This is a genomic window from Staphylococcus sp. HMSC063F05, assembly GCF_001837075.1.
GTDB classification, from domain to species: domain Bacteria; phylum Bacillota; class Bacilli; order Staphylococcales; family Staphylococcaceae; genus Staphylococcus; species Staphylococcus epidermidis.
Genome location: NZ_KV831333.1, coordinates 57,058 through 81,912, shown reverse-complemented (window position 1 = coordinate 81,912; position 24,855 = coordinate 57,058). Strand labels below are relative to the sequence as shown.

The 24,855-nt window shown below is 32.6% G+C and carries 21 protein-coding genes and 1 pseudogene; 10 read left to right on the top strand and 12 right to left on the bottom strand.

Translation table 11 applies throughout. The features are described from left to right. Positions 1–14 precede the first annotated feature (14 nt). Both HMPREF2576_RS04880 and yidC read left to right on the top strand, forming a co-directional pair. On the top strand, positions 15–1,532 hold the full coding sequence (locus HMPREF2576_RS04880; protein WP_001831582.1) for a serine hydrolase FLP: 1,518 nt from the start codon (positions 15–17) through the stop codon (positions 1,530–1,532). 160 nt (positions 1,533–1,692) lie between these two features. Continuing rightward, positions 1,693–2,529: a membrane protein insertase YidC gene (yidC, locus tag HMPREF2576_RS04875; protein WP_001832893.1), complete on the top strand. Its 837-nt coding sequence runs from the start codon at positions 1,693–1,695 to the stop codon at positions 2,527–2,529. Positions 2,530–2,651: 122 nt separating this feature from the next. On the opposite strand, the gene HMPREF2576_RS04870 is transcribed toward yidC, so the two are convergent. Together HMPREF2576_RS04870 and HMPREF2576_RS04865 are read right to left on the bottom strand one after the other, a co-directional pair. Continuing rightward, on the bottom strand, positions 2,652–3,584 hold the full coding sequence (locus HMPREF2576_RS04870; protein ID WP_002495098.1) for a 2-dehydropantoate 2-reductase: 933 nt from the start codon (positions 3,582–3,584) through the stop codon (positions 2,652–2,654). Positions 3,585–4,007: 423 nt separating this feature from the next. Then, positions 4,008–5,408, bottom strand: coding sequence for an MFS transporter (locus HMPREF2576_RS04865; protein ID WP_002438258.1), 1,401 nt, complete (start codon positions 5,406–5,408; stop codon positions 4,008–4,010). 423 nt (positions 5,409–5,831) lie between these two features. Between HMPREF2576_RS04865 and HMPREF2576_RS04860 the strand changes: the two genes are divergently transcribed. The 4 genes from HMPREF2576_RS04860 (at position 5,832) to lrgB (ending at position 9,644) form a co-directional block, all read left to right on the top strand. After that, positions 5,832–7,607: a sensor histidine kinase gene (locus HMPREF2576_RS04860; RefSeq protein ID WP_070856480.1), complete on the top strand. Its 1,776-nt coding sequence runs from the start codon at positions 5,832–5,834 to the stop codon at positions 7,605–7,607. Further along, positions 7,588–8,346, top strand: coding sequence for a response regulator transcription factor LytR (locus HMPREF2576_RS04855; protein ID WP_001831505.1), 759 nt, complete (start codon positions 7,588–7,590; stop codon positions 8,344–8,346). The genes HMPREF2576_RS04860 and HMPREF2576_RS04855 overlap by 20 nt, the downstream gene beginning before the upstream one ends. Positions 8,347–8,489: 143 nt before the next feature. Continuing rightward, positions 8,490–8,939, top strand: a complete 450-nt coding sequence (gene lrgA, locus HMPREF2576_RS04850) for an antiholin-like murein hydrolase modulator LrgA (RefSeq protein ID WP_176746944.1) — start codon at positions 8,490–8,492, stop codon at positions 8,937–8,939. A 3-nt stretch (positions 8,940–8,942) separates the two neighbouring features. Further along, entirely contained in the window at positions 8,943–9,644 is a 702-nt protein-coding gene (lrgB, locus tag HMPREF2576_RS04845; RefSeq protein ID WP_001831408.1) for an antiholin-like protein LrgB, read from the top strand. A 181-nt stretch (positions 9,645–9,825) separates the two neighbouring features. On the opposite strand, the gene HMPREF2576_RS04840 is transcribed toward lrgB, so the two are convergent. The 4 genes from HMPREF2576_RS04840 to HMPREF2576_RS04825 are packed head-to-tail and all read right to left on the bottom strand — an operon-like array spanning position 9,826 to position 13,376. Next, positions 9,826–10,521: an ABC transporter permease gene (locus HMPREF2576_RS04840; protein WP_001831612.1), complete on the bottom strand. Its 696-nt coding sequence runs from the start codon at positions 10,519–10,521 to the stop codon at positions 9,826–9,828. Then, complete coding sequence (locus HMPREF2576_RS04835) at positions 10,521–11,465, bottom strand: osmoprotectant ABC transporter substrate-binding protein (RefSeq protein WP_070856482.1); 945 nt, start codon at positions 11,463–11,465, stop codon at positions 10,521–10,523. The genes HMPREF2576_RS04840 and HMPREF2576_RS04835 overlap by 1 nt, the downstream gene beginning before the upstream one ends. 16 nt (positions 11,466–11,481) lie before the next feature. Next, a complete protein-coding gene (locus HMPREF2576_RS04830) occupies positions 11,482–12,117 on the bottom strand; it encodes an ABC transporter permease (RefSeq protein WP_001831629.1) in 636 nt (211 codons plus the stop codon). Between the two features lie 2 nt (positions 12,118–12,119). Then, positions 12,120–13,376, bottom strand: a complete 1,257-nt coding sequence (locus tag HMPREF2576_RS04825; protein WP_038399547.1) for a betaine/proline/choline family ABC transporter ATP-binding protein — start codon at positions 13,374–13,376, stop codon at positions 12,120–12,122. A 488-nt stretch (positions 13,377–13,864) separates the two neighbouring features. Here HMPREF2576_RS04825 and HMPREF2576_RS04820 point away from each other — a divergent pair, with 488 nt between their 5' ends. Beyond that, positions 13,865–14,917, top strand: a complete 1,053-nt coding sequence (locus HMPREF2576_RS04820) for a 2,3-butanediol dehydrogenase (RefSeq protein ID WP_002438246.1) — start codon at positions 13,865–13,867, stop codon at positions 14,915–14,917. A gap of 150 nt (positions 14,918–15,067) precedes the next feature. Here the strand turns inward: HMPREF2576_RS04820 and HMPREF2576_RS04815 are convergent. After that, positions 15,068–15,322: pseudogene (locus HMPREF2576_RS04815) on the bottom strand (DUF1801 domain-containing protein); the annotation flags it as partial. A gap of 194 nt (positions 15,323–15,516) precedes the next feature. Between HMPREF2576_RS04815 and HMPREF2576_RS04810 the strand changes: the two are divergent. Next, positions 15,517–17,196, top strand: coding sequence for an APC family permease (locus HMPREF2576_RS04810; protein ID WP_070856484.1), 1,680 nt, complete (start codon positions 15,517–15,519; stop codon positions 17,194–17,196). A gap of 315 nt (positions 17,197–17,511) precedes the next feature. Beyond that, positions 17,512–18,867, top strand: a complete 1,356-nt coding sequence (locus HMPREF2576_RS04805; RefSeq protein WP_070856486.1) for a carboxylesterase family protein — start codon at positions 17,512–17,514, stop codon at positions 18,865–18,867. Between the two features lie 82 nt (positions 18,868–18,949). Here the strand turns inward: HMPREF2576_RS04805 and HMPREF2576_RS04800 are convergent, their stop codons facing one another. The 5 genes from HMPREF2576_RS04800 to lnsB form a co-directional block, all read right to left on the bottom strand. Further along, positions 18,950–20,128 carry an MFS transporter gene (locus HMPREF2576_RS04800; RefSeq protein ID WP_002456659.1) on the bottom strand — a complete coding sequence of 393 codons (1,179 nt, stop codon included), beginning with the start codon at positions 20,126–20,128 and terminating at the stop codon, positions 18,950–18,952. Positions 20,129–20,266: 138 nt separating this feature from the next. Continuing rightward, entirely contained in the window at positions 20,267–21,043 is a 777-nt protein-coding gene (gene fetB, locus HMPREF2576_RS04795; RefSeq protein ID WP_002469550.1) for an ABC transporter permease, read from the bottom strand. Next, the gene (locus tag HMPREF2576_RS04790; RefSeq protein ID WP_001831406.1) at positions 21,036–21,698 is read right to left on the bottom strand and encodes an ABC transporter ATP-binding protein; all 663 of its coding nucleotides are present in this window, start codon (positions 21,696–21,698) and stop codon (positions 21,036–21,038) included. Before HMPREF2576_RS04790 ends, fetB begins: the two co-directional genes overlap by 8 nt. 295 nt (positions 21,699–21,993) lie before the next feature. Beyond that, entirely contained in the window at positions 21,994–22,266 is a 273-nt protein-coding gene (locus HMPREF2576_RS11605) for a CPBP family intramembrane glutamic endopeptidase (protein WP_255263166.1), read from the bottom strand. Between the two features lie 38 nt (positions 22,267–22,304). Next, entirely contained in the window at positions 22,305–23,087 is a 783-nt protein-coding gene (gene lnsB, locus HMPREF2576_RS04785; RefSeq protein WP_002469561.1) for a CPBP family lipoprotein N-acylation protein LnsB, read from the bottom strand. Between the two features lie 144 nt (positions 23,088–23,231). Between lnsB and HMPREF2576_RS04780 the strand changes: the two genes are divergently transcribed. Next, positions 23,232–24,809 carry an FMN-binding glutamate synthase family protein gene (locus HMPREF2576_RS04780; protein ID WP_002484956.1) on the top strand — a complete coding sequence of 526 codons (1,578 nt, stop codon included), beginning with the start codon at positions 23,232–23,234 and terminating at the stop codon, positions 24,807–24,809. Positions 24,810–24,855 lie beyond the last annotated feature (46 nt).

Below are 24,855 nucleotides of genomic sequence, written 5' to 3'. Positions count from 1 at the left end.
GTAGAGGATGCTCAATGAAGATAAAACTGTTTGTCATTGTTGTCATTTTTTTGATGACTATTTTATCGATAATTTCAATAACAACACGAGAAATCGCACATAGTAAGAATGAGACGATATTGACACATGCTTCTCAAAAACATATTGATAAAATGGTTGAGACAGCAATGAAGAAAGGAGATATCCCCGGACTAGCAATATTGATCATCAAAGACAATAAAATCTTTTTAAATAAAGGGTATGGTTATGCCAATATTGAAAAAAAAGCAAAGGTAAATCCACATACTCAATTTGAAATTGCATCCAATACTAAAGCTTTTACAGGTTATGCAATTCTACAACTAGCTCAAGAAGGAAAAATAAATTTAAATGACAAAGTAAGTACATTTATACCCGGATTTAAAATGAAGTATGAAGACAAAGAAAGAGATATTACTATTGAACAGCTATTAGCTCAAACTAGTGGTATCCCTGGAGATATCACTGAAGAAAATCGTTACTCTAAACAGTACGATAGTATTGAAAATATCGTTAATTTTGCAAAAGGAAAACGTCTGAACCATGTACCTGGAGAAACTTTTGAATATTCGAATATGAATTATGATATTTTAGGTCTTATTATTCAAAATGTTACCCATCAATCCTATACATCATACATCCAAAAGCATGTTTTAGCCCCTTTAAAGATGAAACATACCACTTTTAAAGTAAATAATACCAAATCTAATAACGAAGCATTAGGTTATATATGGGAAGATAATGAAAATAAAGTTGCACAACCAGAGTTTAACATTGGGGATACTCCTGCGGCATATATGATGTCAAGTACAAGTGATTTAGCAAAATGGGTCCAACTACAGATCCACCCTACTTCAAAATCACAAGCCAAGTTAATTCGTCAATCGCATCAGGTATTATCTAACTCATTAAATAGTGAGCCTAACGCAGATAGCTACGGTTCGGGATGGTTTATAAATACTGATGACCATCTCGTATTTCATACCGGCGTTTTAGATAATTTCTCTTCACAAATTTTATTAAATATTCGTAAATCTTATGGCATTGTCGTATTAGCCAATACAAATTCAAATCAAGTGACTCGTTTAGCGGAACATTTAAATACTCAAATTATGAATAATCGTCATTACACAACTATAGAAGAAAAAGTGAACCAAACGAAAGATATGCAACTTATCATTTCCACATTGGCCGATATATTCATGGTCATATTTAGTATCTTAGTTTTTAGTAAAATCTTAAAATTACGTGAAGGCCACATCTTCATCCGTAAATGTTTACGAACTTCAATCATGTTCAGCATCATTTTGTTGGGATTTGTAGCAATGAATATTCTTTTTTATCTACTTCCCTTGATAATATTAGGAGATGCAACTTGGGGGTTTGTTTTATCATGGTTACCTTTACATTCGAAATATTTAGTTGTAAGTGTCTATCTAGCCATAACCATGTTACTGGTTTGGTTATCTTTAATAAGTATAACTTACCGTTCTGATAAAAAGAAAAAACATTAAAATAACACCTAAGCATTAAAAAGCCACATTTAAGACATGCGATACACACTTAAGAATGACTTTGTTATTTTTGAATCATGCAATATTATACTATTTTGATGAACTTGAATATCATTTATCATAAAATTAATAGAATTATTAACAAAAAGGAAGTATCACTATGCATAAACGACTTTTCATCACTTTATTAGGTTTTATCATTTTACTAGCTGGATGCGATTATTCTAAAGAAGAGAACCAAACTGGTATATTTTATAACGTTTTTGTAAAATCTATGGATGGATTTCTTCATTTTCTTGGCAGAGTCTTTCAGGATAACTATGGCTTTGCTATTATTTCTATTGTACTCATAGTTCGTTTCATCCTATTACCTTTCATGTTAATACAAGTTAAGAATATGCATATGATGCGCGAAAAAACAAAAGTCGTCCAACCAGAATTGGATGCTATAAGAGATAAAATGAAACACGCAACATCACAAGAAGAACGTAATGCAGCCAATCAATTGCTTATGAAAAAGTATCAATCGTATGGAATTAATCCATTAAAAAATATGTTAGGGTGTCTTCCTGTTCTTATACAAATGCCTATATTAATGGGGCTTTATATGAGTTTGAAGTACCCTTCGAGTCACGGAATTACTGAATACCCACATTTCTTATGGTTTGATTTAACGCAACCTGATTTGATTATGACAATAATCGCAGCAATCATGTATTTTGTTCAGCCACTTGTAAACTCAATCCATTATCCAAAAGATCAAAGAAAAACATATTACTTTATGATGGTATTTTCACCGATATTCATAACATATGCGTCTCTACATTCTGCTGCAGCTTTGGGCTTATATTGGAGTATAAGCGCTGCTTTTCTAATAGTGCAAATGCATTTTGCTCACTCTCATTATAAGAAAGTGGCACTACATGAAGCTAAAAAACTCAAACAAAAATTAGAGCAAAATAAAGACAATAGTGAGTTATTAACCGAAGAGTCATAAAAAAGCACGCTATAAACAATCTTGCAAAATTGTTTATAGCGTGCTTTTCGTTCTCCACTATTAAATATGCCATGTTAATAATTTAAAAAGAGCTTGTAACTCAAACGATTCATATTATTTTATCATTGTGCACCACGTTGATTTTCTTTAGCATGTACAAGATTTGTTACAAAATCATTTACAGGTGTAGCAATATGATTCTCTTTCCCTAATTTACTAACTGCTCCATTAATATAATCTATTTCAGTTGTTCGATTATCTTTAATTAAGTCTTGGTACATAGAAGGATAGTGTGGGCCTACTTTATCATTTAAAGTAATTAAGTAATCAAAAATCTCATCAACATTAAGATGAACATCATCAACTGTTGCAACATGAACAATTTCTTGTGTAATTTTATATATCAAATTTTTAGCGTCATCACTATTATTCAGTGCTGCCAAATTACATTCAAGTATAGTACATAATGAATTAGCTGTTCCATTAACACATATTTTCTTCCAAATTGATTGATGTAAATGTTCACTTTTTACACCTTTTAATTCTGCATTTTGTAGCAGATTAACAATGATATCTACGCTTTCTTTTCCCTCGGGCACTAGACACCCAATTTCAACAGGACCTTGCCCCATTAAGTGCGTGTGACCAGGTTGATCAATACCGGCAGTCCACGTTGTTACTCCACGTACAATTCTATCTATAGAAACATATTGTTGTATAAGACGTTCATGTTTCAAACCATTCATAGTGCACACAACAATTGTATTATCATGAAGATGGGGTTGAATATGACTAAGCACCTCTTCTAATTGCATAGATTTAGGAAATAGAAAAACAATATCATAGGACGTTGATTTAGGAATTTCCGTTAGTCTATACATAGGTAGCCTGAAATGATGCGCTTCACCATTAATATCGATATGTAGACCGTCCTGTTGTATTGTAGTAACTTGAGGTTCCCAATTATCAATTAAAGTGACGTCATAACCATGTTGAAACAACTTAGCACCAAATCCACTACCTAATGCGCCAGAACCTGCAATTGCTATTTTCATATATTCCATCTCCTTACAATTCTATATTGTTTTTAAAATACTACTTTACTACATACCAGTCAATATAATACGGTTAATTTGTAAGAATTTTCTGTTAATTAAGAATAAGTATTATCTCTCAAACGTACATTGCTCATTCGACATTTTATTAGCAATTTGCACAGTGAATCGTTTCTTTGTTAATTTATTATTCTATTTCAGTTGCGTTTTTAAAATATGAGTAGAACTAACTTCATATTGACTTGATTATCTCTTTTCTCTTTAACAAGAATTAAAATTTATAGACTTCTTCATACTTACATTTTTGCTTAGTTCTCTATATCAATATATCAAAATGTCTGAGACACCGATGATGTCCCAGACATAAATTCATATTTTCCATTTCAACATTAAAGATGAAATTAAAAGTTGTTGACTATGCTCTTATACATTAGACTGTTTTTTCGGTATTAAGAACAAAATAGAAAGGAATGCTAATAATGCTATAAGCGCATTAAACATTACTCCAGTAAAACCACCTAAAGTCAGATTAAGTTGGGCTGCAAGTACGCTGTAAACTGTACTTGAGATGGCCACACCAAATGCATTTCCTAAGGATGATGCCATCTTATATACACCGGATGCGACGCCTACTTTATCATCTGGTGCTTGTGCAACAGCTGTATCCGTGGATGGTGTTGCATAAACACCTAAACCGGTACCAAATAATAAATAACCAATGACACTTGACGCTATATACCAAGCATTAGGTAAAAACGTCAAAGATAATAATATTAATCCTATGACGGTCAAGGCACTTCCGAGTAACAAAGGTCTTTTAGGTCCTAACGATTGTAATATCATTTCACCCACACGTATCATAATTAATACTGCAATTAGGTATGTAAGTGAAATATATCCTGTTTCCTGAGAGTTAAAATCTAATTTTTGCTGATAAAAAGTATTTACTACAATCAATGTACCACCAGCTACACCATTCAACATAAAGTTTGAAATCGTTGCACCTGTATAACCTTTGTTTTTAAAGATATCAAAATCGACAAGTGGTTGTTTGATTTTATTTTCGTAAATCACGAATATAATTAACGATATAACAAAAATTGCAATAAGTCCCAAAATAAATGGTGAGAACAAACCAAATTGAGAGGTTTGAGTTATTATCACATTAATACTTAACATACTAACCACTAAGATGATTAAACCAACAACATCAAATTTCTTTGTCTCTGTCGGTTGATCTCCTATAGGCTCTGCTTTTGTTTCGGGTGTATGTTTAATGAGAAACATGGATAATATTGTCAGAATAATTGAAACAATAAAGATTGAGCGCCATCCAAGGTTAGTTGCCATTAAACCACCAAACAAAGTACAAACACCACTACCTCCCCATGAACCGATGGACCAGTAGCTTAATGCACGTTGTCGTGCTGTCCCGATATAATATTCATTAATGATTGCGAGTGTCGCTGGCATTATACATGCCGCTGACAATCCTTGAATAGCACGTCCAATAATCAATAGACTTGGTAATGGCGTAATAATGATTAAAACCGACCCAACAATATTAAGTGCTAAGCCTATGTATGTCACTTTTACTCTACCAATTTTATCTGCAATATCTCCTGCACCTACAATAAACAGACCAGAAAATAGTGCCGATAAGCTAACTGCTATATTAATAGTACCAATATCACTATTGTATGATGATTGTAATGGCACGACTAGATTTACAAGTGATTGTGCAAATAACCAAAATGTAATAACCCCTAAAATAATCCCTAATAATAAGCGATTATCTCCCCTAAACTTTTGTGATGTATTCATCTATCACTTACTCCTTCACAATTAATTAGAAATCTCTAATAAGACTTATTTAATTACGATATCCATTTCTTATTTTACAAATCTTTTATTTGCTTTCTTCTAATATCATTTTTACATTAAGAAACTTTATCATATTTAGAACAATTTTTTAACTGAAATAAAAATATGACTAAATCGTTTATCATTTTAATATTCATTCATCCTAGATATGTTTCTTTTTTAATTTCTTGTAATTTTTAGAAAATTTGTAAATATAGAAACATATTCTACACTATCTAGTTTCAATTTTCCATACTATAATTGATTTAATCGTGTTTTAATATAAACTATAAATATATGAAACAAGCCAATGTAAGTGCTTTTATTTTTAATAAAAAATATATTTCTTTTTATGATATTAAAAATTAAATGAGGATTGACGTTATGCTTAATTTATTTATTTTATTACTTGAACGCGTGGGATTAATTATTTTACTCGCATATATACTCATGAATATTAATCATTTTAAAACAATGATGAGCGAACGTGACAAATGGCGTTCAAAATTCCAACTAATCATTATTTTTGGTATATTCTCTATGATTTCAAATTTTACAGGAATTGAAATAGAAAATGGCCATATCGTATCTGGTGATATTTATTACCACTTAAGCAAAGACGCCTCAATGGCCAATACCCGTGTATTAACTATTGGTGTTTCTGGTCTAATAGGTGGACCGTGGGTAGCTATAATTGTAGGCATTATTTCAGGATTATGTCGTTTATATATTGGCGGGGCTGACGCATATACCTATCTTATTTCATCCATAGTTATCGCTATCATATCTGGTTACTTTGGTCATCAAACAATAAAACAAAATACATATCCGTCCATTAGAAAAGGTGCTATTATCGGTGCAATAACTGAAATTATTCAAATGGGGTGTATATTATTATTTACAAATAACCTACATCACGCAATTACATTAGTCAGTTTTATAGCACTACCGATGATTATCATTAATAGTTTAGGTACAGCCATATTTTTAACCATCATTTTGTCGACCATCAAGCAAGAAGAACAAATGCGTGCAGTCCAGACGCATGATGTATTACAACTCGCTAACGAAACACTACCTTACTTTCGATCTGGACTTAATGAAAAATCAGCCCAACAAGCTGCTGAAATTATTTTAAAATTAATGCAAGTGTCGGCGGTCGCTATTACAAATAAAAAAGATATTTTAACACATATTGGTGCAGGCAGTGACCATCACGTAGCACGTAAAGAAATAATTACTGATTTATCTAAAGAAGTGATTCAATCTGGAAAATTAAAAGTCGCTCATACGAGAGAAAGAATTGGATGTCACCATCCTAATTGCCCTCTTGAAGGAGCCATTGTCGTCCCTCTTTATATACATAATGAAGTCGCAGGGACTTTAAAATTTTATTTCACAGATAACAATATTATTTCAACTTCAGACCAACAGCTCGCAAAAGGTCTCGCTAATATATTTTCCTCACAGCTAGAACTAGGTCAAGCTGAAATGCAAGGACAATTATTGAAAGACGCTGAAATTAAATCATTACAAGCACAAGTCAATCCACATTTCTTTTTTAATGCTATTAACACTATATCAGCACTAGTAAGAATTGATAGCGAAAAAGCACGACGTTTACTGATTCAACTCAGTCAGTTCTTCCGCTCTAATCTTAATGGTGCACGTAATAATACGATTACTTTACAAAAGGAATTACAACAAGTAGCAGCATATTTATCCTTAGAGCAAGCGCGCTATCCAAATAGATTTAACATACACTATCGAATTGATGATCAGTGTCAAGATGCGCTCATCCCACCTTTTATAATTCAAATATTAGTGGAAAATTCTATTAAACATGCATTTAAAAATCGTAAAAAGAATAATCATATTGATGTGGATGTTAGCATGAAGCAAGACTACTTAAGTATATCTGTTCAAGATAATGGTCAAGGCATACCAGCTGATCAATTAGATACTATTGGATATACGACAGTGACGTCTACCACTGGTACTGGTAATGCCTTAGTCAATCTTAATAAAAGACTTACTGGACTATTTGGAACAACATCGGCACTGAACATTCAATCTTCTCAATCAGGCACGACTGTAAGTTGTTTAATTCCATATAAATCTTCTAAGGAGGAACACTTTAATGAAAGCGTTAATCGTTGATGATGAACCACTTGCAAGAAATGAATTACAATATCTTTTAAATCTTAATGATGCTATAGATGAAATTGAAGAAGCAGAAAACATAGAAGAAACATTGGAGAAGTTACTCTACAACACATTTGACTTAATATTCTTAGATATAAATTTAATGGATGAAAGTGGTATTGATTTAGCTCAAAAAATTAATAAAATGAAGCGATCACCACATATTATCTTTGCAACCGCTCACGAGAAATTTGCAGTCAAAGCCTTTGAATTAAATGCAACCGATTATATATTAAAACCTTTTGAAAAAGAACGTATTAATCAAGCTGTAAATAAGGTTGACATGGCTAAAGATAAATCAAAAAACAAAGATAAAACTATCACACCTAAATATATTGATTATAGTGATGATGAGCGCGCTCAAACACATGTACTCCCAATTGAAGTGGATGAACGTATTCACATCTTAAATTTCACAGACATTATCGCATTATCTGTTAATAATGGGATTACAACGATAGATACAACAAAACAAAGTTATGAAACGACCGAAACACTTAATCATTACGAGAAAAAACTACCTTCCTCTCTATTTATTAAAATACATCGCGCTACTATCGTTAATAAAGAACATATCCAAACAATAGAGCATTGGTTTAATTATACGTATCAGCTGACGTTAACACATGAATTTAAATATCAAGTTAGTCGTTCTTATATGAAGACTTTTAAACAACAACTTGGTCTTCAATAAAATTTAAATCATGCTTTATGAGTTTCACCTTTAAAATGGTGCACCTCACCCTAAAATATTTGTAAGTGAGCTATGAAAATATCTATAGTAACCGCTTTCATTCTATAATGTAACCATGAAGAAAACAGAGGGGAATGGTTATTTTGGAACAAACGCATCTCGTTAAAAACAAAGCGGTTGATAACAAGAAGTCAATGAAATACAGTATTTTTCAACAAGCATTAACGATTGCAGTGATTTTACTTATATCAAAAATTATTGAATCATTTATGCCTATTCCAATGCCAGCTTCAGTAATTGGACTTGTACTATTATTTATCGCATTGTGTACAGGCATTGTGAAATTAGGTCAAGTTGAGACTGTGGGAACTGCATTAACCAATAATATTGGATTCCTATTCGTACCAGCCGGTATTTCAGTCATTAACTCTTTACCAATCCTTAAGCAAAGCCCTATTTTAATTATTTTACTTATTATTATTTCAACACTTTTATTATTAATTTGTACTGGCTTTGCGTCACAATTATTAGTGACGAAATCACTTTTCCCTTCTAAAGAGAAAAATGAAGAAACAAATCACATAGGAGGGTAAGCAATGATTGAACATTTAGGAATTAATACACCTTATTTTGGGATATTAGTATCATTAATACCATTTGTCATAGCGACTTATTTTTATAAAAAAACGAATGGTTTCTTTTTACTAGCACCTTTATTCGTAAGTATGGTTGCAGGTATTGCTTTTTTGAAATTGACAGGAATTAGTTATGAGAATTATAAAATCGGTGGCGACATTATTAATTTCTTTCTAGAACCAGCTACAATATGCTTTGCGATTCCTTTATATCGCAAGCGCGAAGTATTAAAAAGGTATTGGTTACAAATATTTGGTGGTATAGCTGTTGGTACAATTATTGCCTTGTTATTAATTTATCTTGTTGCAATAACATTCCAATTTGGCAATCAAATTATAGCATCTATGCTACCTCAAGCTGCAACGACAGCAATTGCATTACCTGTATCTGACGGTATCGGTGGTGTCAAAGAATTAACCTCACTCGCAGTTATTTTAAATGCAGTTGTCATTTCTGCTTTAGGTGCTAAAATAGTTAAATTATTTAAAATATCTAACCCTATTGCCAGAGGACTTGCACTAGGGACAAGTGGACACACTTTAGGTGTCGCGGCAGCTAAAGAATTGGGTGAGACTGAAGAATCAATGGGAAGTATTGCAGTTGTCATCGTTGGCGTTATTGTTGTAGCAGTAGTTCCTATCCTTGCTCCAATCTTATTATAATTACCCAAAACTATAAATATATCTAAAATAGCCCTGAAAACTTAATATATTAAACAAACAATGCCTGGAACACAAAATAATGTTCCAGGCATTGTTAATGTATAAGCAACTGTTGACTAAAATAATCTCTGTTTCAGTCACTGCCTATTCTTTTTATATTAACTAAGTTTATTAATATCAATTAACGTAATTTTTGTACTTGATGTTTTTGCATTGAATCTTTTTTGTTTTTACGAGTAGGATCTAAACGTTTTTCTAGATAACGTAATCCTATATCTATGATAATTGCTATTAAAGCAATTGGTATGGCACCTGCTAAGATGAATGTTGTTCCATCTGTTGAATTTGTACCACGAATAATAATATCACCTAGTGTTGGAGCACCGATAAATGACCCAATCGCTACTATTCCGATAGCAACAACAAGTGCAATTCTAACACCACCAATAATAACAGATAAAGATAATGGTAACTCTATCATTCTTAATATTTGATTCCCCGTCATTCCCATACCTTTACCAGCGTCTTTAATATTTTCATCAACTTCTACAATACCAGTATAAGTATTTTTAATAATAGGTAATAACGAATATAGGAATACAGTTACAACAACAGTTGTTGGTCCTAATCCCATAGCCAACATAAGTATGGCTAACATAGCGATTGCTGGAACAGTTTGTATAATATTTGCAATTGTAATTACCGGCCACGATAAACGTTTATACTTGGCTATGAAAATACCAATAGGAATTCCAATTATACATGCAAACAACACACCATATACCGACATTAATAGATGTTTGAAGAACAGTTCTAGAAGAAAGGCCCAGTTCAGTGAGTAATATTCGATGATTGAATGTAACAAATTACCTTTCATTACTTATGACCACCTTTCTTTTCTTCAAAGTAATGATGTTTCTTTAAATATTCTTCAGCTATCACTGCAGGTTCCTTACCTTTTCCATCCGCTTCATAATTTAACTTCTGCATTTCTTCTGTTGAGATTTTACCTTCTAATTTTTTTAGTGCCTTATCGATTTCTGGATTATCCTTTATTAATTGTTCATTTGCAAGTGGACTACCGTCATAAGGCGGGAAGAATTTGCGATCATCTTCCAATATTTTCAAATCATAAGCTGCAATACGTCCATCTGTTGAATACCCAACTGCTACATCTAATTTATTATTTTTTAATGCATCATATACTAAACCAATTTGCATTGGACGTGCACTATCAAATTTAAATCCATAATCTTTAACAAAAGCTGGATATCCATCACCTGCACGGTTCATCCATTGGGTATCCATTCCAAGACGTAGTTCATCTTTATATTTCTCTAAATCTGATACTTTTTCTAAGTGATACTTTTTAGCCGTTTCTTTTGTCACCATGAATGCGTATGTATTCGCAAACCCAAGTGAATAATAATACTTTTCATCATATTTCTTTTTAAATAAGCGTTGTGTTTCAGACATGGCCTTATCAGGATCTTTAGTAGGTTTAGCTGCTAATACACTCGTCAATTCAGTACCTGTGTAACGTACCGCTGACATATTTGCATCACCACGTTGTAACGCATTATGTTGAATAATGCTAGAACCTAGGTTCCCAATCAACGTCGGTTTGATTTTTCCATCAGTTTCATGTTCAATTAATAATTTTTCCATATGACCTATAATCTTAGTTTCACTTGTTTCAGTCGTTGTGATTTTCACATCATCTTTTGCATTTCCATCACCTAAACCTGGTAAACTGCATCCAGATAACACGATGAGAGACAATGCAATCAGAATCAGTGTATAGTTAAGATACTTCTTCAATGTCAATTCCTCCCATTTATCTAGATACTTTTAATCCTTTAGGTACAACCCATTTTTCAACTAATGAAAGTATAAAGTCAATAACTAATGCTAATAAAGTAACAACAATCGCTGCACTAATAATCATAGGTGGTTGATAGAGATTTAATCCATTAAATACAAGATCCCCAAGTCCACCTGCACCTACATAACTTGCGAGTGTTGCCCAACTAATGACGTATACACTTGATAGACGAATACCACTAATAATAAGTGGTAAAGCTAAAGGCATTTCTACATCTTTCATTAATTGAAATTTAGTCATTCCCATACTTTGACCAGCTTGAATGACATTTTTATCGATATTTTTAACACCTAATACTGTATTATTTAAAATTGGTAATAATACATAGATAAATAATGCAACAATAGCTGGTGTTTTTCCTACCCCAAATATTGGAATCATGATAGCTAGCACAGCCAAAGTAGGAATGGTTTGAAGCACGCCAGCAACTGTTAATACCACATTAGCTGTGCGTTGCGTTTTTGATAATAAAATACCTAAAGGGACAGCTACTACAATCGCTAACAATAATGCAAACATAGAAATATAAAAATGTTCTACTGCTTTTGATAAAAGTTGACTACCGTATTCTTGTAAGAATGCTTTCATTATTAATCCTCACCTCTATGTTGAGCATCATGATAATCATTCACATCTTCATTTATATTTGTTCGTGTATCAGTTTGATTTTGTGGTAAATCGTGATTATTCTCATCTAAGCTTTCATTTGGTCTCTCATAACTATCAGAATCTTCTTCGCCCCAAATTGAGTCATACACAATATCGACTAAGTTTGCACGTGTAATTAAACCAATGAGATGTTCATCATTATCGACCACAGGTACATTTCTAACATTACGTTTTAGAATAGTACGCACTGAGTCTTGTAACTTTGAATTGATATGTACTTTGTAGACATCCCTTTGCATGGTATCAATTAATTCTTTACGCGCACGTAATCCTTGATTGATATCTTCAATATCTAAAAATCCTAATAATTTATTTTGATTATTGACTACAAAAATAGTGTCTACTCGACGTGTTCTCATAATATTTACTGCATCATTCAATGAATCATCTGCTTTAACAGTGACGGGTTTGATCATAGCACTTTCCACAGATTTCATATTAGGACGATCCTGAATCAAGCGATTTTGCCCAATAAAATCTCTAACAAAGTCATTTGCAGGATATCGTAAAATATTGTCAGGTGTATCGTATTGAACGACTTTTCCCTTAGACATAATACATATTTTGTCTGCTAATTTAATAGCCTCATCCATATCATGAGTGACAAAAATAAATGTTTTTCCTAATTTTTGTTGTAATTCCTTTACTAAATCTTGTAATGTATCGCGTGTAATAGGATCTAATGCACCGAAAGGTTCATCCATTAATATAATATCTTGTTCAGCTGCTAAAGCGCGCACAACACCAATTCGTTGTTGTTGCCCTCCTGACAATTCAGCTGGATAACGATCCAAATATTCTTCAGGTAAATCTACCAGTTTAATAAGTTCTTTAGCTTTTTCATCTTTCTTCTCTTTAGACCATTTTAAAAGTTTAGGTACTAAAACAATATTTTCTCGAATAGTCATATGTGGCATCAAACCAATTTGTTGAATGACATAACCGATACTTCTCCGCAATTCAACAGGATTCATATTACGGACATCTTTTCCATTCATCATAATCTGTCCATCTGTCGCCTCAATCATACGATTAATCATGCGTAGTGCAGTTGTTTTACCACTACCACTCGTCCCAATAAAAGCGATAAATTCACCAGATTGAATATCCAAAGAAATATTATCTACCGCTTTTTTATTCCCTGAATAAATCTTGGTTAAGTTTTTAATACTTAACATAATTGTTTTCCCCTTCCTATATAAAGAATGTCTTGTTCCATGACCTAAAAAAAGACCTCTGATGCAATTGTTAAACAAATAATGACTAAAGTTAAACAAAAGACAAAGGCCTTTGCTTATATATTTTTACGTTAAATTAATAGTCTTAAACATTAACCATAAATTTGCTATACATGAAAACAGAGACAGATATTAATATATACCCAATGAGTTGAAAATAAACACTTTTCACAGAATTTTTATATTTTTTCTATGTTAAAAAAATTATAAATTAATAAATCTACGGTTATTTATGCAAATGATTCACTATCTATGAATTAAAAGTTTAATTTTTATAATATTGTGAAAAATATCACATTATATGTCGGTGTCCTCTTGAAAATAGAGCAGTTTAGTATTATGCTCAAAATGTAATAAGAATTATTACATCACATTAAAGACTGATATTCATATTTTGCAGTCAAATTTATATTTAAGGGGTTTTTATTATGAAAGCAGCAGTATGGTATGGACAAAAGGATGTACGCGTTGAAGATCGCGAACCCAAAGCAATAAAAGACAATGAAGTGCAAGTTAAAGTCTCTTGGGCCGGTATCTGTGGTACTGATTTACATGAATATTTGGAAGGACCTATCTTTATTTCAACTGATCAACCGGACCCACTACTTGGTCAAACTGCACCTGTGACTTTAGGTCATGAATTTTCAGGTGTCGTAGAAAATGTTGGTAAAGACGTATCACGTTTTAAAAAAGGGGATCGTGTGGTAGTTAATCCAACAGTGTCTAAAAGAGAAAAGCCGGAAAATGTTGACTTGTATGATGGTTATTCATTTATAGGACTAGGTTCTGATGGTGCATTTGCCGAGTTTACTAATGCTCCTGAAACAAATGTTTATCATCTACCAGATAATGTTTCAGCACGAGAAGGTGCTCTTGTAGAACCAACAGCCGTTGCTGTCCAAGCAGTTAAAGAAGGCGAATTATTATTCGGTGATACTGTAGCAGTATTTGGCGCTGGGCCAATTGGTTTGTTAACTATTGTTGCAGCAAAAGCTGCTGGTGCAAGTAAAATATTTGTCTTTGACTTATCAGAAGAACGTTTAGCGAAAGCTAAAAGTGTCGGTGCGACTCACGTGTATAACTCAGGTAACGTCGATCCAGTACAAACGGTTTATGAACATACTGACAACGGTGTAGATGTGTCATTTGAAGTTGCTGGTGTAGGTATTACTTTACAACAATCTATTGAAGTAACACGTCCACGTGGTACTGCTGTCATCGTATCAATCTTCGGTCATCCCGTAGAATTCAATCCATTATTACAAATGAATAAAGGTGTCAAGTTAACAACTACAATTGCTTATACACCAACTACATTCCAACAAACAATAGATTTAATCGCTAACGGTAGCTTAAATGTTAAAGACGTCGTAACAGATCAAATTGAATTAGATAATATTGTTGAAAGTGGCTTCAATCAACTTGTAAACGATAAATCTCAAGCTAAAATTTTAGTCCGTTTAAATGGTGACCAAAAATAATTCTAAACAGAATATCGTTCATTTTATACGAAAGGTTGGGACATAATTCCTAGCAAAATAGCCAGTAAATGAGTTTTTATAAATTCATTTACTGGCTTCTTTATTTATAATACTTCGTATTGTTTTCTCGCTTTCTTAGGGGACAGCTTCAGCCTGTAGTCTTTCAGTTTGTTGAATCAATGTATGATACTTTTCTTCAAGTATTGCTCCTTTTTGAAAAAGCAACGCTACATAACCTTTAAATCCATGTATTAGCACAGCATTTTTATTGTTTATCGTATAACAAGGATGCATCCATTTATAATTTTCTTCAAGTTCAGTTTCATTAAAAATTAAATTTCTCAAAAATTTATAACAATCTTGCCATTGGCTTTCTTTAGCTAAAAATTGCTCAACTTGCTCATTTTTTGTTTATTCATTACTACACCTCTTTTAAATAAGCATTACCTTCTTATATTATATATTTGTTTTTTATTGATATTTAATCAAACAATATTAATTGTATTATTACAAAAATTTAGTTTGACTAATGTTTTAACTAGCGTATAATTATATCGTAATATTTTTGTTGATTATTCAACATATACAAAGGAGTATTTATGAAAAATAATAGCAAATCAAAAAGTAATAAGATAAGTCTTTCTCAACTCGTCCTCCTTGGTCTTGGTTCACTAATAGGATCAGGTTGGTTATTTGGAGCGTGGGAGGCATCTTCAATGGCCGGTCCAGCCGCCATTATTTCCTGGGTTATCGGTTTCTTAGTAATTGGAACGATTGCCTATAACTATATTGAAATAGGAACTATGTTCCCTCAATCAGGCGGTATGAGCAACTATGCACAGTATACTCACGGCTCATTACTTGGTTTTATTGCAGCATGGGCGAACTGGGTATCATTAGTAACAATTATTCCCATTGAAGCTGTGTCTGCTGTTCAATATATGAGTTCTTGGCCTTGGGATTGGGCTAAACCAATGGGATCTTTAATGAAAGATGGCTCAATCAGTACTTACGGTTTGATTGCTGTTTACATCATTATTGCAATCTTTTCATTATTAAACTATTGGTCAGTAAAGTTATTAACATCATTTACAAGTTTAATTTCAGTATTCAAATTAGGTGTCCCTATTTTAACCATAATTATGTTATTAGTTTCCGGTTTTGATACAGGTAATTATGGACACTCTATCGGTACATTTATGCCTTACGGAAGTGCACCTATTTTTGCTGCAACAACAACATCTGGAATTATCTTCTCATTTAATGCATTCCAGACAATTATTAACATGGGATCAGAGATTAAAAATCCAGAGAAAAACATCGCACGTGGGATTGTTATCTCACTTACATTAAGTGCTATATTATATATAGTTTTACAAAGTACGTTCATTACATCTATGCCAAGTTCAATGTTGCACGAGCATGGATGGAGCGGTATCAATTTCAATTCACCATTTGCAGATATGGCAATTTTATTAGGTCTTAACTGGTTAGCAATATTACTTTATATGGAAGCAGTTGTGTCACCGTTTGGTACTGGAGTTTCTTTTGTTGCCGTTACTGGACGTGTGTTACGCGCTATGGAAAAAAATGGGCATATTCCTAAATTCTTAGGTAAAATTAATAAAAAGTATAATATCCCACGTGTTGCCATTGCATTTAATGCAATTATCAGCATGGTTATGGTGACATTGTTCCGTGACTGGGGTACACTAGCTGCGGTTATTTCTACTGCAACATTAGTTGCATATTTAACTGGTCCAACTACGGTTATTTCATTACGTAAAATGGCACCAAAAATGACTCGTCCATTCAAAGCTAATATTTTAAAATTTATGGCACCTTTATCCTTTGTTTTAGCATCATTAGCTATCTATTGGGCAATGTGGCCAACAACAGCAGAAGTTATTTTAATTATTATTTTAGGTTTACCTATTTATTTCTTCTATGAATATAAAATGAATTGGAAGAATACTAAAAAACAAATTGGCGGAAGCTTATGGATTATTATCTACCTTATTGTTCTCGCATTTTTATCATTTATTGGAAGTAAAGAGTTCAAAGGCTTAAATTGGATTCACTATCCATGGGATTTCTTAGTCATTGTAATCGTTGCTTTAATCTTCTATCAACTAGGTACGACAAGTTACTTTGAAAGTATTTATTTCAAGCGTGCGAACAAGTTGAATAAGAAAATGGGCGATAAGTTGCGTAAAACACGCAAAAAAGCGCGTCATAAAGATTGGAAAGAACGCGATCGACAAGAGCAAAATCAATAAGACGACAGCTTATAGAATATAAAATATTTATAATAAAAGCTTGGGACTATCATTACTGTCTCAAGCTTTTTAATATACCAGTAATTATGAATTAAACTCAAAAATTCATTTAATTCTATCTGATATCATTCGTTAAATATTTAGTTAAACACTTAATATCATTTTTATTTCGTTTGTAAAATTTAATTTTTTAACACATTGTTCAAGTCAATCATCAACAATTCTTTCACTTTGTTACTTGCTCACATTTCATCTAAATATAATTTTTCATGTTATAGTTAAGCTACGACTTTATATGTAAAGGTGTGTTCAAACATGGTTCAAGTCAAGATAGGTAACTGTACCATCAATGGCATACACAAAAAGAATATTGATGTATTCTTAGGTATCCCGTATGCCAAATCATTCAATAAGATATCTCGATTCCAACATTCAAAGTTTATGGAACTAAGCAAACCAATGATTGATGCAACTCATATTCAATCCATCCCACCACAACCCTACAATTCACTTGAAGACTTTTTTTCGATGACAGATTCATCGTTTAATTCTTTTAAACAAAATGATTATTGCCTGTTTTTAAATATTTGGAAACCATCATCCAATCAAAATCATTTACCTGTAGTGATTTACTTTTATGGTGGTAGTTTTCTTCAAGGACATGGCACAGCTGAACTATATTGTCCTGAACACTTAGTAGAACAAGAAAATATAATAGTAGTTACTTTTAATTATCGCTTAGGTGCACTCGGCTACCTAGATTGGTCTTATTTTAATCAACATTTGAACTATAATAATGGGATTTCTGATCAAATTAACGTTTTAAGATGGGTACATCAATATATCGAACATTTTGGCGGTGATCCAAATAACGTGACACTAATGGGTCAATCTGCAGGTAGTATGAGTATCATGACATTAATGCAAATGCCCGAACTTGATGATTATTATCATAAAGTGATGTTATTAAGTGGAACGTTAACTACTGATACACCACTCAATGCACATACTAAAGTACAACATTTTTCACAACTCATGAGGCATTATTTTCCTAATAAAACACTTAAGACACTTACCAGTGATGACATTTTATATCTAATGGAGTCTCAAAAAATAGAGCGTGGAAGATCTCGTGGACTTGATTTGATTTATCAACCTATTAAAGATCATCATATGTCACGATCCATTAAAAAATTTCCCAAACCAACATTCATGAGTTATACACACGATGAAGGTGATATTTATATTGAAGACGCAACACGCACCTTACCTTCTGAACGTTTTATTCACTTGATGTCTCAATATGGTACACACGTCGAAAAAAATGATGCCCTCACAATGAAACAACAAAGAAATTTAATAACAGAGTATTGTTTTGTTCGTCCGATTTATCTATTTTTAAATAAAATGAATAGTTGCGACACTTGGCTAGCACGTTTTGATTGGCACCAACCCCATACCTCCTACTTTAAAAGTGCATATCATATATTGGATTTAGTATTTTGGTTTGGTCACCTCTCTATTTTGACTAAAAATCATTATTCTATAACTCAACATGATATGAATTTAAGTCGTAACATGATATCTGACTTAGCTTATTTTGCCCGAAAAGGTAAGATGCCATGGAAATGTTATGAACCTCAACATCAAGCGTTACATATCTATAGATAAAGACTGGAAAAGGCACTGATAGCATACACAAATCTAATATCATAAAGATACTTCTATGTGCTATCGTGCACACCTTTTCCAGTCATAAATTTTTAGCATAATGTCTATTTTTTAAAGTGAATACAATGATAAGACTAATTAAACCTATCAATGCACTAGTATAAGTAACATATTCCACTGATAAATGTGTCATAACGAGTCCACCTACGATTCCGCCAACGCCAATACCGGCATTGAGACTCGACATATTCCAACTCATCACTTGGCTTGTATCTCCTTCGACGTGTTCAATAATACCGCTTTGAATAGCTGGATTTGTACTCCACTGCATTAAATTCCACATAAATAAGCCAACTAATAATAATCCTGTTCCTGGTAATAATAAGTTAAGAATTATCATCATTATTATAAATATTGAAATCGAAATTATTAACCAACGCTTACTAGTAAACTTATCAGATAAAACACCGCCTAATGAAGTACCAATCACACCTGCTACACCATTAACAAGTAGTGCTAAAGACACAAAAGACATTTCATGTCCATTGGATAAAATTAATGGATTAATAAACACGAATGTTACAGAATTAGCAACCAGCACTAAAAATGTAATCATCAGATATTTAAAAACCTCACGAGGTCTTATGACGCTTGAGCCAGTTTGTGATTCAATACTAGATGAACGAGGTGTTTGATTTGGATGTGACAATTCATCTTCTTTTGGTAGATATATTAACATTAAAACACCAACAAATACACTTACAATAATAATGAATAAAAATGTAAATCGCCATCCTACCCAGTCGCCAATCACTGTACCGATGGGAACACCAAAGACATTCGCTCCACTAAAACCTGTATAAACAATACCAATCATTTTACCTCTGTTTTTTGCTGATGTGAGCATCGCTGTGAGTGCTAAAACTTTCACAATAATGAGTGAAGCTGCGGCAGAAGATAAAATACGTCCTACAACTATTATTCCAAAATGTGGCGCAATGGCAATCATACCATTCCCGAAGATAAAGACAATTAACGTCCATAATAATACTGATCGCGAAGAAAACCGATGAGTCAACTTCACTAATAACGGACCACATATCGCAAAGGTAAGCGCGTACAACGTTACCAGTTGCCCAACCACCGCTTCAGAAACATGAAGATCTTGACTCATTAAATTCATAATACCTGCAACCATCATCTCAACCATACCTACGATGAAAACACTTAATATAAATGTTGTTGTGCGTGCGACAGTCATAACAACTAGATGCCCCTTTCAAAGTAATAACGTAACTATTGATTTTGACTAAAATAAAACAGCTACAAACTTATCATTGTTTATAACTGTTTTATTATATAATATTTAAAGCTGTACTGTGTAGGTTAACAACTATATTTAACTACTTTGTCTTGTGCGTTGCGTTCTAGCAATGAGTTGATGACGAGCATTAAAGAATTGACCGTAACTCATATACGTTGCAATGAGTGCAGACATAATCGTCGCTGTTGTATGAATAAACACGACAAGCAATTGAAATTTAATTGCTTGAAGTGGGTCAACGCCTCCGATAATCAATCCTGTCATCATACCTGGAATTGAAACTAGACCATATGTTTTTACAGAATCAATTGTAGGAACAATCGCTAAGCGTATACTTTCTCTAATAGATGATTTTGATGCGAGCTTAGGTGTCGCTGCTAACGTAAGTTTGGATTCAATATCAGAAACATCTTGAACAAATGCTTTTTCTAAATTCTGATAAGCGAGATTAATCGCGATTAAACCATTATTAGCTAACATACCTCCAATTGGAATCACTTCATTCGCTGTAAATTTAATTGCACCTGTAGCAACAGTTGCTGCCAATGGTAGCGCTGTTCCCACAAATATAGCCACAAATGATATCCAAAAAACATGATGCATGACAGGTGAAGCACGACTTATTGTATTCCAAGATGCATTGATAATAATGACTAACACACATAGCACTAATAACCATTTTTCATTAATTTCGAAAATATAATGTAATAAAAAGCCTAAAATCAATAGTTGTATGGTTGCTCTAATTGTAGCAATAACTAAATCTTTGATAATATGCAATCCTTCTTTATAAGAAATAAAGATAGGGATTAGTAATAAAAGTGCTGTCAGACAAAGTGCTGTATTACTCATTACCATTCAACTCCTCATCACTCGATATCTTACCGTCAGTAATTGTGATTCTACGCTTAAAATGACGCATACTTTGGTCATCACTATGCGTAATCCACAAAATGGCAATCCCTTTATCTGCTAGTTTAAATATAATTTCTTCAATTTTCTTTTTATTATGTGTATCTAAAGCGCTAGTAGCTTCGTCCAATAATAAAACTTCAGGTTCATACATGAGTTGTCTAGCGATGGTAATACGTTGTTGCTCTCCCCCAGACATGTGCTCAATTTGAGCATCTAACTGATAATTACCTAATCCTACTTGAGAGATGAGTTGTTTCGCTTTATCACGGTCAAAAGCTTCACTTCTAGCCTCAGCAGGAAATTTCATATTATCTTCAATTGTATAACCGATTAACTCACTTTGTTGCATTAAATAACTCACACGTGTTCTTATCTCTTCCGGCTTATAATTAAAGTAAGATTGATCATTCAAATATAAATCTCCACTCGTGGGACTAATTAAATGATTCAATTGTTTGAGTAAAGTACTCTTACCGCTTCCAGAAGGACCTACAATAGCAATCGTGTCTCCTTTATTAATATTCAAATTAATATCATCTAAAATCGTACGATTATCAACCTTGTATGTAAGATGTTCAACCTTAAGTAGCAATTTAAACACATCCTTATATCGACATTACTAAACTCTATTCCCTATTTTGACTATTTTAATATTATTAAATTTAAGTTTGTACCTGTTAAATTATTGTACTCAATCACTCACTTATATTATAGATGTATACATACTTATAAATGCAACCACACTTAAAATCATATGCACTAGTATAGCAACTGCTAAATTTCTACCACTAAAATACTTATTATCTGAAATAGTTTATTTGCGGTTGTTAGGTTCTAATATGAAGTAATAGTTTACTTAAACACAATCGTATAAGTAGCAGTACTGTTTAAAATGCTATTAAATTTGTAATCATATGCAAAGCAATGGGTACTGCTAAATTACGGTGGCTAAAATGGTAACCTATAACAAATACGACTGCTGCAATAAAGTAAGGTCCTGCTTCAAATGGTGAAACTGCATCAGTACAATGAAAATATGTAAATCCCACTATTGACACAATATACATCAAACCATAAGTTAATTTTTTACCTAGTTCATGAATGATTAAATGACGAAATAAAAGTTCTTCAATGATTGGTGTAAAAATAACAATATCTATAAATAGTATGGGTGTTATCCACTTTCAAACTTTTCTTCTTAAAAGTTGGTATACTTACATAAAATTTCTATAAAAAGGATACATTGCAAAATCACTTGAAATATATAAGCGACAATTAAATTATCCCGCGATTTAATATATAGTATTGTAGCTGCTGAAGCAATAACGATATATGGAAAAATTTCAAAAATCGATGCCATGTCGTAAACATGTACGATCGTTTCAATAACAATAGACAAACCAATTACAAATTGTCTATTCCATACTTTTCCTAATTCATGGATGATGAGATATCTATAAATGATTTGTTCTACCATTGGACGTAAGAATACCATGGATATAAAAGTAACTAACAACACATATGGTGATTTAAATAGCCCTAGCGTACGTTGTTCGGATTGAGTGAGATGATAACTTAAATGATTAGGTAATGATGTTCCAATCACCCGAATTATAAGTAATAATAAATATACGACAATCGCAACTATTACAATTTTAATTATTTTATTCTTTGCAATTATCCATTGTTGCTTCATCACATCATTTATTACAGATTGATGTATTTTATAAAAGATAATTAATATTAGACCTTGAGCAATCACAAAACTTAAACTCAATGAACAATGATACAACCATTGTGGTGGTGCCTGTTGTGTTATCATGGCAGTGATGCCTAATGAGCCGAAAACAACAATGATTGGTATGATACTTTGTAATAAAATATAAGTTGGTATTAATATAAAATTTCTTTTTAAAACTGTCCTACTGTCTGATAAATGATGCGGTCGACCTTGTTTCTCTGAAGATTGTTTAATATCCATATTGTCCCTCTTCTCGCATAAAACATTTATTTTCATCTTAATATAGCCGTACAATAATTTTAATGTTTTTCTATTAGACTTTCATTGTAAAACGCATACATTGTTGTATCATAATATTGAAAACGTTTTTAGGGGGTATTGTTTATGTCAGTTTTAACTGTCATGCAATTCATAGTCAATATTATCATCATGATTGTGTTATTAACGATTATGATTCTTGGGGTTATTTGGTTATTTAAAGATAAAGGTCAAAATCAACACAGTGTACTAAGAAATTTTCCTGTTTTGGGTCGAATCCGTTATATTTCTGAAAAAATCGGTCCCGAATTAAGACAATATTTCTTCGCTAACGATAATGAAGGAAAACCTTTTTCACGAAGTGATTATAAAAACATCGTTTTAGCTGGAAAATATAAATCACGAATGACCAGTTTTGGTACAGGGAAAGATTACTTAGAGGGATTTTATATTCAAAATACGATGTTCCCACTTCAAGCAACTGAATTACATATCGATCATACTGAATTCATTTCTACATTCTTATATCATATTGAGAATGAGCGCCTATTTAGTAGAGAAGAATACAGAAAAAGCGCTCAGGTTGATCCGTTTTTCTTAACTGATGAACATGCAGTAGTATTGGGCTCTAACCTTAAGCATCCCTTTAAAATTAAACGCTTAGTTGGTCAATCTGGGATGAGTTATGGCGCTTTAGGTAAAAATGCAATTACTGCACTGTCAATGGGGTTAGCTAAAGCTGGTACATGGATGAATACAGGTGAAGGTGGATTATCTGAATATCATTTGAAAGGTAATGGTGACATCATCTATCAAATTGGTCCAGGACTCTTTGGAGTAAGAGATCATGATGGCAATTTTAATAGAGACATGTTTATCAATCTTGCCGAACACAATAATGTACGCGCATTTGAAATTAAGTTAGCTCAAGGTGCTAAAACACGTGGTGGGCATATGGAGGGGAACAAAGTCACAGAAGAGATTGCACGCATTAGAAATGTGAAACCATATGAAACTATTAATTCACCTAATCGTTTTGATTTTATTAAAAATCCAACAGATTTACTGAATTTCGTTAATCATTTACAATCGATAGGTCAAAAACCTGTCGGCTTCAAAATTGTTGTCAGTAAAGTTGAAGAAATAGAGGCGTTAGTTAAAACAATGATAGAGATAGACACCTATCCAAGCTTTATTACTGTTGATGGTGGTGAAGGTGGTACAGGCGCTACCTTCCAAGAGCTTGAAGATGGTGTTGGTTTACCGTTATTTACAGCACTTCCTATCGTTTCAAGTATGTTAGAAAAGTATGGCATAAGAAACAAGGTTAAAATTTTTGCGTCCGGTAAATTAGTGACTCCAGATAAAATCGCTATTGCATTAGGATTAGGTGCGGATCTCGTCAATATTGCTAGAGGTATGATGATAAGTGTAGGATGCATCATGAGCCAACAATGTCATTTAAATACATGTCCAGTTGGAGTAGCAACAACCGATCCTAAAAAGGAAAAGGGACTTATTGTTGATGAAAAACAATACCGTGTTACAAATTATGTTACAAGTTTGCATGAAGGTTTATTTAACATCGCTGCAGCTGTAGGCGTTCATAGTCCAACGGAGATTACTTCCGACCATATTATCTATAGACAATTAGATGGCACTACAACGTCCATTCAGGATTATAAACTTAAATTAATTTCTTAAATCACAACATCGAAAAGGAGCGAGACAAAATGCTGTCTCACTCCTT